The 13,748-nt window shown below is 72.0% G+C and carries 9 protein-coding genes; 2 read left to right on the top strand and 7 right to left on the bottom strand.

Annotation, left to right across the window (positions count from 1 at the left end; genetic code table 11):
- Nucleotides 1-21: 21 nt before the first annotated feature.
- A complete protein-coding gene (locus tag Aiant_RS35525) occupies nucleotides 22-1,449 on the bottom strand; it encodes an NAD-dependent succinate-semialdehyde dehydrogenase (protein ID WP_189334003.1) in 1,428 nt (475 codons plus the stop codon).
- An 89-nt stretch (nucleotides 1,450-1,538) separates the two neighbouring features.
- Here Aiant_RS35525 and Aiant_RS47135 point away from each other — a divergent pair, with 89 nt between their 5' ends.
- Complete coding sequence (locus Aiant_RS47135) at nucleotides 1,539-2,408, top strand: NAD(P)-dependent oxidoreductase (protein WP_229830862.1); 870 nt, start codon at nucleotides 1,539-1,541, stop codon at nucleotides 2,406-2,408.
- 145 nt (nucleotides 2,409-2,553) lie between these two features.
- On the opposite strand, the gene Aiant_RS35515 is transcribed toward Aiant_RS47135, so the two are convergent.
- The gene (locus Aiant_RS35515; protein ID WP_189334002.1) at nucleotides 2,554-3,012 is read right to left on the bottom strand and encodes an NUDIX hydrolase; all 459 of its coding nucleotides are present in this window, start codon (nucleotides 3,010-3,012) and stop codon (nucleotides 2,554-2,556) included.
- A 45-nt stretch (nucleotides 3,013-3,057) separates the two neighbouring features.
- Here Aiant_RS35515 and Aiant_RS35510 point away from each other — a divergent pair, with 45 nt between their 5' ends.
- Complete coding sequence (locus tag Aiant_RS35510; RefSeq protein WP_189334001.1) at nucleotides 3,058-3,681, top strand: L-threonylcarbamoyladenylate synthase; 624 nt, start codon at nucleotides 3,058-3,060, stop codon at nucleotides 3,679-3,681.
- On the opposite strand, the gene Aiant_RS35505 is transcribed toward Aiant_RS35510, so the two are convergent.
- The 5 genes from Aiant_RS35505 to Aiant_RS35485 form a co-directional block, all read right to left on the bottom strand.
- Nucleotides 3,671-5,416 carry an AfsR/SARP family transcriptional regulator gene (locus tag Aiant_RS35505; RefSeq protein ID WP_189334000.1) on the bottom strand — a complete coding sequence of 582 codons (1,746 nt, stop codon included), beginning with the start codon at nucleotides 5,414-5,416 and terminating at the stop codon, nucleotides 3,671-3,673. The two genes, Aiant_RS35510 and Aiant_RS35505, sit on opposite strands and share 11 nt — an antisense overlap.
- A 126-nt stretch (nucleotides 5,417-5,542) precedes the next feature.
- Nucleotides 5,543-6,853 carry a GDSL-type esterase/lipase family protein gene (locus Aiant_RS35500; RefSeq protein WP_229830859.1) on the bottom strand — a complete coding sequence of 437 codons (1,311 nt, stop codon included), beginning with the start codon at nucleotides 6,851-6,853 and terminating at the stop codon, nucleotides 5,543-5,545.
- Between the two features lie 98 nt (nucleotides 6,854-6,951).
- Nucleotides 6,952-8,040, bottom strand: a complete 1,089-nt coding sequence (locus Aiant_RS35495) for a lytic polysaccharide monooxygenase auxiliary activity family 9 protein (protein WP_189333999.1) — start codon at nucleotides 8,038-8,040, stop codon at nucleotides 6,952-6,954.
- Between the two features lie 4 nt (nucleotides 8,041-8,044).
- Nucleotides 8,045-10,966 (bottom strand): glycoside hydrolase family 48 protein, encoded by a 2,922-nt coding sequence (locus Aiant_RS35490; RefSeq protein WP_189333998.1) that lies wholly within the window; start codon nucleotides 10,964-10,966, stop codon nucleotides 8,045-8,047.
- 12 nt (nucleotides 10,967-10,978) lie between these two features.
- The gene (locus Aiant_RS35485; protein WP_189333997.1) at nucleotides 10,979-13,624 is read right to left on the bottom strand and encodes a cellulose binding domain-containing protein; all 2,646 of its coding nucleotides are present in this window, start codon (nucleotides 13,622-13,624) and stop codon (nucleotides 10,979-10,981) included.
- Between the last annotated feature and the right edge of the window lie 124 nt (nucleotides 13,625-13,748).

Genomic DNA, 13,748 nt, shown 5'->3' with positions numbered 1-13,748 from the left:
CGCCTTTTCAGATGGTGCGAACTACCAGTTCACGGCGATGTATTTGGACTCCAGGTACTCCAGCAGGCCCTCGTGGCCGCCCTCCCGGCCGATGCCGCTCTGCTTCACCCCGCCGAACGGGGCGGCCGGGTCGCTGACCAGCCCACGGTTCAGCCCGACCATGCCGGCCTCGATCCGCTCGCTGACCCGCAGGCCGCGCGCCAGGTCACCGGTGTAGACGTAGGCGACCAGGCCGTACTCGGTGTCGTTGGCCAGCCGGACCGCCTCGTCCTCACTGGTGAAGGTGACGATCGGGGCGACCGGTCCGAAGATCTCCTCGCGCAGGATGGCCGCGTCGGCGCCGACACCGGTGAGCACGGTCGGCGGGTAGTAGAAGCCCGGCCCGGCCGGCCGGCTGCCGCCGGTGACCGCCTCCGCCCCGTCGGCCAGCGCGCCTTTCACCAACTCGTCGACCTTCGCCACGGTGTCCTCGTTGACCAGCGGGCCGACCTGGGTCTTCTCGTCCGTGCCCGGACCGACCACCAGCGCGGACATCCGCTGGGCGAGCCGGTGGGCGAACTCGTCGGCCACGCCCGCCTCGACGAAGAACCGGTTCGCCGCGGTGCACGCCTCCCCGCCGTTGCGCATCTTGGCGAGCATCGCGCCCTCGATCGCGGCGTCCAGGTCGGCGTCGCCGAAGACCACGAACGGGGCGTTGCCACCCAGCTCCATCGAGGTGTTCACGACGTTCTCCGCGGCCTGGGCGAGCAGGATCCGGCCGACCTCGGTGGAGCCGGTGAAGGAGATCTTGCGGACCCGGGCGTCGCGCAGCATGGTCGAGACGACCTTGCCGGAGCTGCGCGAGGGCAGCACGTTCACCACACCCTCGGGGACGCCGGCCTCGGCCAGGATGCCGGCCATCGCGAGCGCGGTGAGCGGGGTGTCACTGGCCGGCTTGAGGATGACCGTGCAGCCGGCGGCGAGCGCCGGGCCGATCTTGCGGGTGGCCATCGCGGCCGGGAAGTTCCACGGGGTGACCAGCACACAGACGCCGACCGGCTGCCGGGTCACCAGGATCCGGTTGGTGCCGCCCGGCGCGGTGGTCACGTTGCCGTCGATGCGCACGGCCTCCTCGGCGAACCAGCGGAAGAACTCGGCCGCGTAGGTGACCTCGCCCTTCGCGTCGGTGAGCGCCTTGCCGTTCTCCAGGCTGATCAGTTTCGCCAGCTCGGCGGCGCGCTCGGTCATCAGCTCGAACGCCTTGCGGAGCACCTCACCGCGTACCCGAGGGGGTGTCGCGGCCCAGCCCGGGCCCGCGGCCGCCGCCGCGTCCACCGCGGCGATCGCGTCCACCTCCGCACCGTCGGCGACCGTGGCGATCGTGTCGCCGGTCGCCGGATCGAGCACGTCGAACCGGCTCCCCGAGGTCGCGCCCACCCACTTGCCGCCGATGAAAAGTTCCGTCTCCATGGGCACAGCATTCTCCGGATCCGGACGAGCCGCCACGCTTCCCCGATTGGACCCCTCGCGCACCCTCGGTGACCACTAGCGTGAGCTGGGTGACGGTGGGATTTCTCGGGCTGGGCGTGATGGGCCGGCCGATGGCGCTCAACCTGGCCCGGGCCGGGACAGACCTGCTGGTCTGGAATCGCTCGCCGGCGGCCGCCGAGGCGTTGCGGGCGGCCGGGGCCGCCGTCGCGGCCGAGGCCGCCGACGTGTTCGCGGGCGCCGACGTGGTGCTGATGATGCTGGCCGACGACCAGGTCGCCGACCGGGTGCTGGACCGCGACGCGCCCGGCTTCGCGCCGATGGTCGCCGGGCGCACCCTGGTGCACATGGGCACCACCGCGCCGGCCTGGTCCCGCGGGCTGGAGGAGCAGGTCCGGGACGCCGGCGGCCACTACGTCGAGGCTCCGGTGTCCGGGTCCCGGGTGCCCGCCGAGACCGCCCAGCTGGTCGCCATGCTGGCCGGAACCGATCAGGACGTCGACCGGGTCGCGCCGCTGCTGGCGCCGATGTGCCGGGAGACCGTCCGGTGCGGCCCGGTGCCCAACGGCCTGCTGATGAAGCTGTCCGTCAACACCTTCCTGATCAGCATGGTGACCGGGCTGGCCGAGTCGTTCCACTTCGCCGACCGCCACCACCTGGACCGGGGCACCCTGCTGGCCGCGCTGGACGCCGGCCCGATGGCCAGCCCGGTCTCCCGGATGAAGGCGCGCAAGCTGCTCGACCGCGACTTCTCGGTGCAGGCCTCGATCCGCGACGTGCTCTACAACAACCACCTGATCGTCGAGGCCGCCGAGACGGCCGGCATCTCCTCGCCGCTGCTTGACACCTGCCTGGAGCTTTACGCGGAGACCTCGGCCGGCGGACACGCGGACCAGGACATGGCCGCGGTGATCCACGCCCTGGAGTCCCGCTCCGGCTGAGCGGGGACGCGTCTGCCGCGGCGTCCGCCGCCCGCTCCCGGTCAGACCGGTTTCCGGTACGCGTCTGCCGCGGCGTCCGCCGCCCGCTTCCGGTCAGACCGGTTTCCGGTACGCGTCTGCCGCGGCGTCCGCCGCCCGCCCCGGGTCAGACCGGTTTCCGGTACGCGAGAGCGCGGCAGAGCCCGGGCAGCGACGGAGGCTCCAGGACGTCGGGCAGGCCGGCGAAGTCGTCCGGGTGGACCCAGGCGACGCCGACCAACTCCGCCCGCTCGTAGGGGAGCAGGCCGTCGCGGCCGATCGCCGGGGTGGGCTCGGCGAAGCGGGCGGTGAAGAACTGCTCGGGGCCGATCATGCGGCGGCCCTTCCACACGCACTCCCGCTCGACCACGACGAACTCCGGGTCGATCGCCTCCGGGTCCAGGCCGGTCTCCTCGGTCAGCTCGCGGCGGGCGGCCTCGAGCGGCGTCTCACCCGGGTCGATGCCGCCGCCGGGCGGCTCCCAGAGGCGGTGGCCGTCGGTGGGATCCTCCCAGTTCAGCAGCAGGACGCGGCCGTCGGCGTCGAAACAGACGATGCGGACGGCGGGGCGGCGGACGATCTCCATGCCCCTGACCCTACGGTCCGGCCGGGCAGGCATAAGCTGCCGAGAGTGGCGAAGTACTTCGACGTGCACCCGGACAATCCGCAACCCCGCAGCATCCAGCAGATCGTGGGGGTGATCCGGGAGGACGGACTGATCGCCTATCCGACCGACTCGTGCTTCGCGCTCGGGAGCCGGATGGGCAACAAGGACGGGCTGGACCGGATCCGGGCGATCCGGCACCTGGACGACCGGCACCACTTCACGCTGATGTGTCACGACTTCGCGCAGCTCGGGCAGTTCGTGCAGATCAACAACGCGCTGTTCCGGGCGGTGAAGGCGAGCACGCCGGGGCCGTACACGTTCATCCTGCCGGCCACCAAGGAGGTGCCGCGCCGGCTGCTGCACCCGAAGAAGAAGACCGTCGGGGTGCGGATCACCGCGCACACCACGGCCCAGGCGATCCTGGCCGAGTTGGGTGAGCCGCTGGTCTCCAGCACGCTGCTGCTGCCCGGCGAGCCGGAGCCGATGACACAGGGCTGGGAGATCAAGGAGGCGCTCGACCACGCGGTCGACGCGGTGGTCGACTCCGGCGAGTGCGGCACCGAGCCGACCACGGTGATCGACCTGTCCGAGGGTGAGCCGGAGGTGCTCCGGGTCGGCGCCGGCGATCCGGCGCGGTTCACGTCCTGAGGGCCAGCCTGGTCAGCGCGGGGTCGCGTTCGGCCGGGCTGAGCAGGCTCTCCGCGTACGCCCGGAGCAGCTCGTGCATCATCCAGCGGCCCGTCCGGCGCTCGGTGAGCAGGCTGGCCGCGATCAGCTCGGCCAGTTCGGCCGTGACGTCCTCGCCGGCCAGCGCGGACGCCGCGGCCAGGTCCAGGTCGGGGTCGGTGACCGCGCCGATCAGCCGGAACAGCCGCGCCGCGCCGGAGCTGAGCGCCCGGTAGGACCAGGAGAACACGGTCCGCGGGTCGGTGGCCGCGTCCGGGCTGCGCATCCCGTCGAGGCGGGACGCGGCCAGCTCGGCGGCCAGGTCGGCGAGCGGCTGCCCGGGGCGCAGCGCCGCCCGGGCGGCCACCGTGACCAGCGCCAGCGGCAGCCCGGCGGTCGCCGCGGCCAGGGCCGCGCCGGCCGCGGGCTCGGCGGCGAGCCGGTCACCGAGCCGGTTCGCGAGCAGCTGCCGGGCGTGCGCGTCGTCGAGCGCGTCCAGGGTGATCGGGGTCGCGCCGTGCGAGGCGATCAGGCCGGTGAGCCGGTCCCGGCTGGTCACCACGACGGTGGGGCCGGGCGCGCCGGGCAGCAGCGGCCGGACGTGCTCGGCGTCCCGGGCGTTGTCGAGCAGCAGCAGCGCCCGGCGGCCGGCGAGCAGGCTGCGCAGCAGACCGGAGCGGGCGGCCGGGCCGGGCGGGACCGGGCGGCCCGGGTCGAGCGAGACGATCAGGTCGCCGGCCGCCTCCTCGGCGCCCATCGCGGTGGCGCACCGGTCGAAGCCGCGCAGGTCGAGGTAGAGCTGCCCGTCCGGGAAGCGGGCGCGATGGCCCCAGTGCACGGCGAGCGCGGACTTGCCGACACCCGGCGGCCCGGTGACCACGGTGAGCCGTTGCCGCTGGTCCAGCGTCGCCAGCTCGGCGGCCCGGCCGGTGAAGCCGGGTGCCGGGGCGGGCAGCTGGGCCGGGGTGACCCGCCCGCCGGCCGGGGCGCGCAGGATCCGGGTGTGCAGCTCGGTGAGCTCCGGGCCGGGTGCGGCGCCGAGTTCGTCGGCGACGGCGCCGCGGGTGCGGGCGAACGCCTCCAGGGCCTGCGCCGGGCGGCCGGCCTCGGCGAGCGCGGTCATCAGCACCGCCGCCAGGTCCTCGGCGGTCGGGTGCTCGGCGACGAACGGGGCGAGCCGCTCGGCCACCTCGCCGGCCCGGCCGACCTGGAGCCCGGCCCGGCCGAGCTGGGCGAGCGCGTCCAGGAACTCGCGGGTCAGGCCGGTCCGGACCCGGTCGGCCCAGGCGCCGGGAACGCCGGCCAGGGTGACCGGCTCCCAGCCGTCCAGGGCGTGCATCAGCAGCTCACCGGCCCGCTGGTGGTCACCGTCCCCGGCGGCGGAGCGGGCGTGGTGGATCAGGCGCCGGGCCCGGTAGAGGTCGACCTGCTCGGGCGGGACGTCGAGCAGGTAGCCGCCGGCGGTCCAGCGCAGCGTGTCCGGGCCGATCAGCGGGTCGAGGACGCGGCGCAGGCGGGTGGCGTACGGCGCCAGCGGCGTCCCGGAGCGCGGCGGCGTGCCACCCCACACCCGGTCGATCAGCACCCCGGCCGGGACCACCTGGCCGGGGGTGAGCAGCAGCGCGGCGAGCAGACAGAGCTGTTTGCCGGTGCCCGGGTCGACCTCGACGCCCTCGTCGGTGACCAGGCGAACCGGTCCCAGCAGCCGCCACCGCATGTTCCCCCGCCAAGATTCCTTACCGTTGGGGAGAACGATCCCCCAGGTGCAAGGGTTTTGCAAACGATCTTGGGCAGGATGGTTCGGCGTCCACGGGCCACGGGGGGCCGTGGGCGGTCCCGCCGGTCAGCGGAGCAGCGCCAGCGGGACCGCCGAGGCCAGGGCCAGCATCCCGGCGTCGTTCGGGTGCAGGTGGTCGCCGCTGTCGTAACCGCGCCACAGCCGTTCCGGGGAGCCGCCGTCGCGGACCGCGGCGTCGAAGTCGATCACCGCGTCGTACTCGCCGCTGTCCCGGATCCACTCGTTGAGCGTGCTCCGGGCGATCCGGTGCGCCGGGGCATCGTGGCCGCTGCCGCCGATCGGCAGCAGGGTGCCGCCGAGCACGGTGAACCCGGCCTGCCGGGCCCGGGAGATCAGCTCCAGGTGCCCGGCGATCAGCGGCGGCGCCGGGGTGCCGTGCCCGATGTCGTTGATCCCGATCAGGGTGATCAGGTACCGGGCGCCGGGCTGGTCCAGCGCGTCCCGGCCGAGCCGGCGCAGCCCGGCCGCGCCGATGCTGACGTTGGCGAGCGCGCCGGTCGTCCCGCCCGCGCCGGAGCCGCCCCCGCCGGGCGGGGCCGGGATGTCCGGGCCGGCCAGCAGCCGGTTGGCGTTGATGCCGGTGTTCAGCACGCCGAGCGGCAGGCCGGCCGCGCGGATCCGGGCGGCCAGCCGGTCCGGCCAGCGACGGTTGGCGCCGAGCGTGGTGACCGCGCCGCAGGTGATCGAGTCGCCGAACGCGACGACCGCGGCGCTCGGCCCGGCGGTGCGCACGCTGACCCCGCCGAGCAGCAGGTACCGGGTGTCGACCACGCCGCCGGACGGGTCGGGCGCGGCGGCCGCGTTGCCCGGCACGATCCGGTTGCGCTGGTAGGCGTGGGTGCCGACGGTGCCGATCCGGGTCCGGTCGGGCAGGTGGTAGCTGATCACCAGGTCGGCGCCGGGCGGCAGGGTGAGGTCCGGGACCGGGTCGCTGTGCAGGGTGCCGCCGGCCGGGAGCAGGGCGTCGGCGCGGCCGTCGAAGGTGACCCGGCGGATCGTGGCCGGGCGCATCGCGGTGCTGTCCGGGCCGCCGGCGCGCAGCCCGGTCCAGATCTCGCCGAGGCGTACCGGGGTGGTGCCGAACTCGTTGGACAGGGTGAGGCGGGGCTGGGTGCCACCCAGGCTCAGGTGCACCACCTGGCGGACGGTCCGGTCGGCCGGCAGCAGCGGTTCCCGGCTCGGCGTGGCCGTGGTCCCGGTGCTCCACGTGCCGGTCCAGCGTTGCTGGGCGCGGGCCGGCCGGAGCGGGCCGGCGATGCCCGGGGTGGCGATCAGCGCGGCCGACGCGGCGCCGCCGAAGAGCAGGGCGCGCCGGGTGGTGGCGCGCCCCAGGCTGGGGAGAAAATCTTTTCGCAAGATACGCGCAACGTAGGAAACGGGGGCAAGCCCCGTCAAGTCGGCCGTCACGAATCCGATCCGGGAGGTGACGCGACGTCACCCCCCGGATCGTCGCATCACCCGGTCGTGCAGGACAGGTTCTGCACCGTCGCGGGCGCGGTGCCGGAGCCGAGGAACCCGAACGTGGTGTAGTCGCCGGCGGCGATCGTACCGTTCCAGGTCTCGTTGCTCACCGTGACCAGTGAGCCGCTCGCGGTGGCCTTACCGCTCCACACCGATGCCAGGGTCTGGCTGCCCGGCCAGGTCCAGCCGACCTTCCAGCCGTTCACCGCGGTGGTGCCGGCGTGGACCATCACCTGGCCCTGGAAGCCGCCGCTCCAGGAGGAGACGACGTTGTACATCGCGGTGCAGCCGCCACCGGTGCCGCTGCCCGGCGTCGAGGCCGACGGGCTCGGCGCCGACGGACTGGGCGAGGACGGGCTGGGCGAGGTGCTCGGCGTGGTGCCGATCCCGGTCACCTCACCGTGCCCGCCGTCGAACACCACGTCGGAACAGCCGTAGAAGGTCTCCGTGCTGTCCGAGCGGGACCAGACCGAGTAGATCAGATGCTTGCCGGTCTTGTTCGACGGCAGTTTCCCGGTCCAGTAGTAGTGCCCGTCGTCGGTGCCCGGCCCGCCGTTCGCCGGCGGGTTGGTCACCTGGTCGAACGGCGTCGGCTCCAGGTCACCCCAGGCGAGCGGCTTGGTCGGGTCGTAACCGTCCTTGGTGATGTAGAGCGAGAAGGTGCCCGGGTGCTTGGCCCAGTCGTTGTACTGGAACTCCATCGTCGCGCCGGCCGTCAGGTGGGTGGCCGGCCAGTCGGTCCGGGCCAGGTTGAACCCGGTGAAGTTGTACGGGCCGCCGGTCCCGCCGCTGCACAGCTGACCGTCCGGGATGAAGCCGTTGACCCGGCCCGCCCCGTCCGAGCGGAGCACGGCGAACCAGTTGTACAGCGACGTGACACCGCTCTGCGCGACCGCCGCGGCGCAGGCCGCGTTCTTCGGCTCGATCGCGCCGGTGGTCGGGTTGCGACCGTCCTGGTAGCAGAACCAGGTCCGGCTACCGGGTACTTGGATGGCCCCGTGCGCCTCGGCCGCAGCCGGGAGGACCAGGGCCCCGGCCGCGGCGGCGACGAGCGCCGCCACGGCCAGACGGGCGAATTTCATGCGATCACCCCTCCGGGAACAGTCGGGCGAAGTCGGCGTAGCCGGTGGCGACGTCGACCTGGGCCCAGAACCGGTGGTAGTTGAAGGTGGGTGCGGCTCCGCCGTTCAGGTACGCCTGGACCTTCGGGAAGTCCGGGTCGTTCTTGTAGAAGGAGCGGATGTCGAGGAACGACACCCCGGGCTTGATCACGTCACCGTTCGGCATCTTGCCGCTCCAGCCGTTCGGGATGTAGATCCCCTGGCCGGTGGTGGCGTTGTAGGTGTCGTCCATCCGGTTGTAGTCGGCGCGCGTCTCGGTGACCGAGACACCCTTCGCGTCCTTGTGCGTCCAGATGGCGGAGAGCAGGTTCTTGGCCGCCGTCTTGGCGGCCGCGTTGCCCGACTTGGCGGCGTAGTAGGTCAGCAGCTTGGCGTACGAGCCCGCCACGCCCAGGTCGGTGCCCTTGCTCTTCACCGTGACGTGCAGGTTGGTGTTGGCCGCCGGGCTGGCGGCGTTCCAGGTGGCCGGCGCGCCGGACCAGGCCAGGTCGGACGGGATCTCGAAGCTGGTGGCGGTGATGGTGGAGTTCGCCAGCGCCCAGGGCACCCACTTGTCCAGGACGGTCTTGGCCTTGGTGTCACCGGTCGCGTAGTAGTACTCGGCGAGCCGCTCCAGCGACCAGGTCTGCATCCCGAACCACTGGTTGGACGGCGGGTCGGCGTAGACCGGGGCCTCGATGTACGACATCCCGTAGAAGGTCGGCGTGCCGGCCGGCGGCGCCGAGTAGCTGCCGTCCCAGCTGTTCGTCGCGCCACCGGCGATGGCGCCCTCGCTGGACTGCAGCCACTGGTAGAACTCCAGCTGCCGGCTCAGGCTGGCCTGCCAGTCGGCCTTGCCGGTGGCCGACTTCGGGGTCAGCGCCGTGGTGCTGGACAGCGCGTACGCCGCCATCGGGTTCTGGTAGCCGAAGTGGCTGGTGCTGGAACCGATCCGCCAGGCCCAGCCGGCCGACGTGTCGTAGGCGCCGCCCCAGGCGTAGTACCAGGACAGCAGGTTGCTGGAGCTGTTCTTGCCGGTGCCCGGCGCGCACGAGGTGGAGGTGCAGCCGGGCTGCTTGAAGTACTTGTCGTAGAACGCGTACCGCAGGTAGTCGCCCATCTTGGCGGCGTTCGCCACGGTGCCGGAGATCTGCGACTGCTTGCCCTGGGCGGTGGCCCACTGGTTGGCCCAGTAGGCGACCTGGATCGACCGGGCGTCGGCGTCCGGGGCGTTGGTGTACTTCCACTGCTTGGCGTACGACGAGTCCTTGGTGAACAGGTCCAGGTAGCCGTTCGGGCCGCCGAACTTGAACGTGTCGCAGGACGGCTGCGGCACGGTCTCGAAGGTCGACTCCTGCGGGCCGCGCTGGAACGTGTTGATGTACGTGACCCGGCTGGTGCCGTCACCGCAGTGGCCGAAGCCGTAGACGTTGTCCACGTCCATCAGCCAGTGCGTGCCGTAGATGTCGTCGGTGTTGTAGGTGCTCTTCAGCTCGGCGGCCAGCGGGTCGGTGCCGACCGACACGCTGCTGTCCAGCTGCGACGGGTACTGCGACGGCAACGGGTGCTCGGCCGCGTAGGTGGCCGGCTTCGACGCGTTGTAGTTGGCGTTGGTCGGCTGGTCGGCGTGCGACGGGATGATGTACTTCTCCATCGTCGACCAGGCGCTGTTGAACGGCGCCCAGTCCCCGGAGACCTGGCCGTGCTCGGCCTCCAGCCACAGCCAGTAGCTGAACGCCTCGCTGGTGGTCTCGTGCCCCTGGTCGGGCGCCTCGTCGATCAGCGTCTCGATCGAGTGGTAGGGCACGCCCTCCGGGCTGAAGTACCCGTTCGACGGGTTCTTGATGTCGTTGTACATCTGGGTGAACCGGGCGTCCACGGCGCCCGCCTTGACCACGCTCACCGCGACGCTGGCCGCGGTGTACCCGCTGGCCGTCGCCGTGATGGTGGCGGTGTCCCCGACCGCCGCCGAGCTGGCCGCCGCGACCGTCACGGCCTGGCCGGTGTTCCAGTTCGACGGGGTGAAGGTGAGCGTGGCCGGGGTGGCCGTGACGCTCGTGCTGCCGGTGCTGCGGGCCACCGCCACCGTGACGTTCGCGGTGGGCGCGGCGCTCAGCGCCAGCTTGAACGAGCCGCTGGCGCCCGGCTCCAGGGTCGCCGAGGTGGCGTCGGCGACGATCGACGGGGTGGTCGCGGCGTCCACGAAGACCGGGACGTCGGCGGTGCTGCTCTTGGTGCCGGCGTTGTCGTACGCGATGGCCTGCAGGTGGTAGGCCGCCGTCTGGGCCGGCACCCCGCTCCAGGTGTACGCGTACGGCGCGGCCGTGTCGGTGCCGAGCAGCAGGCCGTCGTGGTAGAACTCGACCTTCGCCACGCTCCGCCCGCTCGCCGCGGTGGCGGTGGCCGCGATCGGGATCGACGCCGGCCCGGTGTACCGGGTGTTCGCCGCCGGGCTGCTGATCGCCACGGTCGGCGCGGCCGTCGCGCCGTTGCAGGCCACCCCGTTCAGCGTGAACGCGGCCGGCACCGGGTTGGCGGAGCCGAACGTGCCGTTGAAGCCGGTGCTCAGCGTCGCGCCGGTGCCGATCGAGCCGTTCCACGACGCGTTGGTCACGGTGACGTGCTGACCGCTCTGGGCGTAGACGCCGCTCCAGCCCTGGGTGACCTTCTGGGACGCGTCCGGGAAGTCGTACTCGAGCTTCCAGGACGTCAGCGGGTCACCGGAGTTGGTGATGGCGATGTCGCCGGTGAAGCCACCGGGCCACTGGCTCTGCACCTTGTAGACGACCGAGCAACCGGCCGCGGCGTAGGCGGGTGGTCCGCCGGCCACGAAGGCCGCGCCGGCGCCGAGAACGGCGACGCCGAGGACGGCGGTCCTGCGTCGGAAACGCTGATGGGACTGTCTCACGGGGGTGTCCTCCTAGGGGACGCGGGAGCAGGAGACGGGAGACGGGACGGGATTGGTGGTGCCGGTGGTGCTGCCGAGGAACCCGAACGTGGCGGAGGCCCCGGACGCGATCGCGCCGTTGTACGACGCGTTGGTGACGGTCACCGCCGTGCCGGACTGGGTGGCGGTGCCGCCCCAGCCCTGCGTGACGGTCTGACCGGCGGTGTAGGCCCACTTGACGGTCCAGCCGGTGGTGGCGGTGCTGCCGGTGTTGGTCACCGTGACCTCACCCTGGAAGCCGCCGGTCCAGGAGCCGGTGACCTTGTAGGTCGCCGTGCAGCCGCCGGTGGGAGCCGGTGAGCTGGAGGAGGCGGACGGCGACGGGCTCGACGGGGACGGGCTCGACGGCGACGGGGACGAGGACGAGGACGACACTGACGGCACCGGGCCGGTCCGGTCGGCGTAGAGGATGCCCCGGCCGTTGGTGCCCAGATAGACACGACCCCAGATCCGCGGATCGCCGGCGAGCGCGTCACCCATGTTGCCGTACTGATGTTTGTCGTCATTGATCCGGACAAAGGTCGTGCCGGTGTCATCGGACCGATAGACCCCGTCGACACCGTCGACCGTCCCGACCACGAAGACCGCCGGGTGAGAAGCACCGGGCGCGGCCTTGCCGAAGGCGACGTTGATGCCCTCACCGACCGCGGCGAGCTTGGTGAACGTCTTGCCGGAATCGGTGGAGCGGAACAGCCCGGTGCTCGCGGCCACCCATACCGAACCCGCGATGCCCGGCACCGCCTTCAGGTGCAGGCGCCCGGTCGTCGGCAGGGCGAGAGACTGCGCCGCGAAGGTCGCTCCCCCGTCGGTGCTCGTGTAAAAGACGCCATTCGCGTACGCATAGAAGGTCTTGGGGTTGACCCTGTCGGATTCCACGATCGCCCCGGCGGGCAGCCCGGTCGACGCGGTCCAGCTGCTCCCCCGCGTGGTCGAGTAGTGGACGCCGGCGCCGGCCGGCGACCAGACCACGGAGGTGGCGTCCGCGCCGACCGCGACGGTGCCGCCGCCGGTGACGCCGGACGGTTCCTGGCCCTGGTACCAGTTCTTCCCGCCGTCGCTGGAGATGCCGATGTGCGGGGCGGCGTCGGCGTTGCCGACCCGGACGAAGAAGCTCGGGCTCAGCTCGGCGAAGTCCAGGCTGGTGTTGCTGCCCAGGCTCGGGGTGTCGTGGAAGTTGGCCGGGACGGTGTCCAGATCGGCGTGGTAGAAGCCGCCGATGTCTCCGAGCGCGCTGACCAGCGGGGCGCCGCTGGGCGGGCTGGCCAGGTCGAGGACCGCGGTCTCCTCGATGCCCTTGGCGGCCGGCTTGATCGTGATGGTGCCGCCGGAGTCCCACTTGGTCAGGTCGGTGGTGCCGTACAGGGTGGCGCCGGTGCCGTAGAGCATCCGGTTCGAGTCGAACGGGTCGATCGCCAGGGACTCGTTCATCCAGCCGAGCTTCGGGCTCTCCTCGGGCGCCTGGGCGGTGCTGTTGAAGTCCAGCCAGGGGTTCGCCGAGATGTCCAGGGTGTAGCGCTTGGAGCGGCTGGGGTAGCTGGTCCAGTCCCAGGCCCGGGTCCAGGTCGCGCCGTAGTCGGTGCTGCGGAAGAAGATCGCGTCCGGCCACCAGGAGATCTGGGTGGCCACCATCAGGGTGCCGGGGTGCAGGGTGTCGACCGTCAGCCCGGAGTATCCGTAATATCGGTCGGCGACGGCGGTGGGCGAGATGTCCGTCCACCCGCCGGTGGTCGTGTCGAGCCGGTAGACCTGTCCGGCCGCGCCGTCGTACGGGCCGCCGGTATCGCTGGTCGCGATGAAGAGGTATTTTCCGGAAATAACGCCCTTGTGGGCGATGTATCCGGTCGGCTGCCCCGCCACCCGCTCCCAGGTCGCCCCCGAGTCGAGCGAGCGGTAGACCGGGTTGTCCTTGTCGGCCACACCGACGTAGATCTGCTTCCCGCTGAACGTCACCCAGGTCAAACCCTGGTTCTGATTCAGGTAGCCGTTCGTGTCGGCCGGGTCCTGCACGTAATTTCCGGCATTCGGGAAGTTCGACACCTTGGCCCAGGTGACGCCGTAGTCCGTGCTGCGCCACAGACCGTTGCCACCCTCGGCCGCGAAGTAGACGTTCTTGTGGTTCGCCGGGTCGACGGCGAGCCGCTCGCCCATCCCCCGGCCCGGCATGTTGCCGCCGACCTTGAACGGCAGATCGGTCTTCGACCAGGTGGTGCCCTTGTCGGTGGAGCGCAGGACAGCCCCGTTGTTCGGGTCCCAGCTGTTCGTGTACATGCCGACCGCGGCGTAGACCCGGGTGGTGTCGACCGGGTCCGGCGCGATGCTGAGCACGCCGTTGTGACCCCAGTCGTCCTGGCCCACCTCGTCGAGCAGCGGGGTCCAGCTCTGAGCGGTCTGGTTCCAGCGGTACGCGCCGCCGATGTCGGTACGGGCGTAGATCAGGTTCTGCTCTCCCGGGTTGAAGACGATGCCGGGGACGAAGCCACCGCCGTCGATCCGGACGTTCCGCCAGGCGTACTGGTCGACGCCGGCAGCCGTGGCGGAGATCGGCTGGGAGACGACGGCGACCGCGGTGGCGGCGGCAACCAGGGCGGCGGCCAGGGAGCCGCCGACGGTTTTTCTCATGGGGGACCTTTCATTGACGTCCGTAAACCTGGGAGCGCTCCCACAGCGTCTGTCCCCGTCATCTGTCTGTCAAGAGCCGGAAACACCAGGGGCCCGTCGCCGCTCCACTACGGAGAGCGACAAT

Origin of the sequence: Actinoplanes ianthinogenes (assembly GCF_018324205.1) — a bacterium.
Classification (GTDB): Bacteria; Actinomycetota; Actinomycetes; order Mycobacteriales; family Micromonosporaceae; genus Actinoplanes; species Actinoplanes ianthinogenes.
Note: the sequence above shows the minus strand (reverse complement) of the source record. Positions and strands in the feature narration are given on the sequence as shown.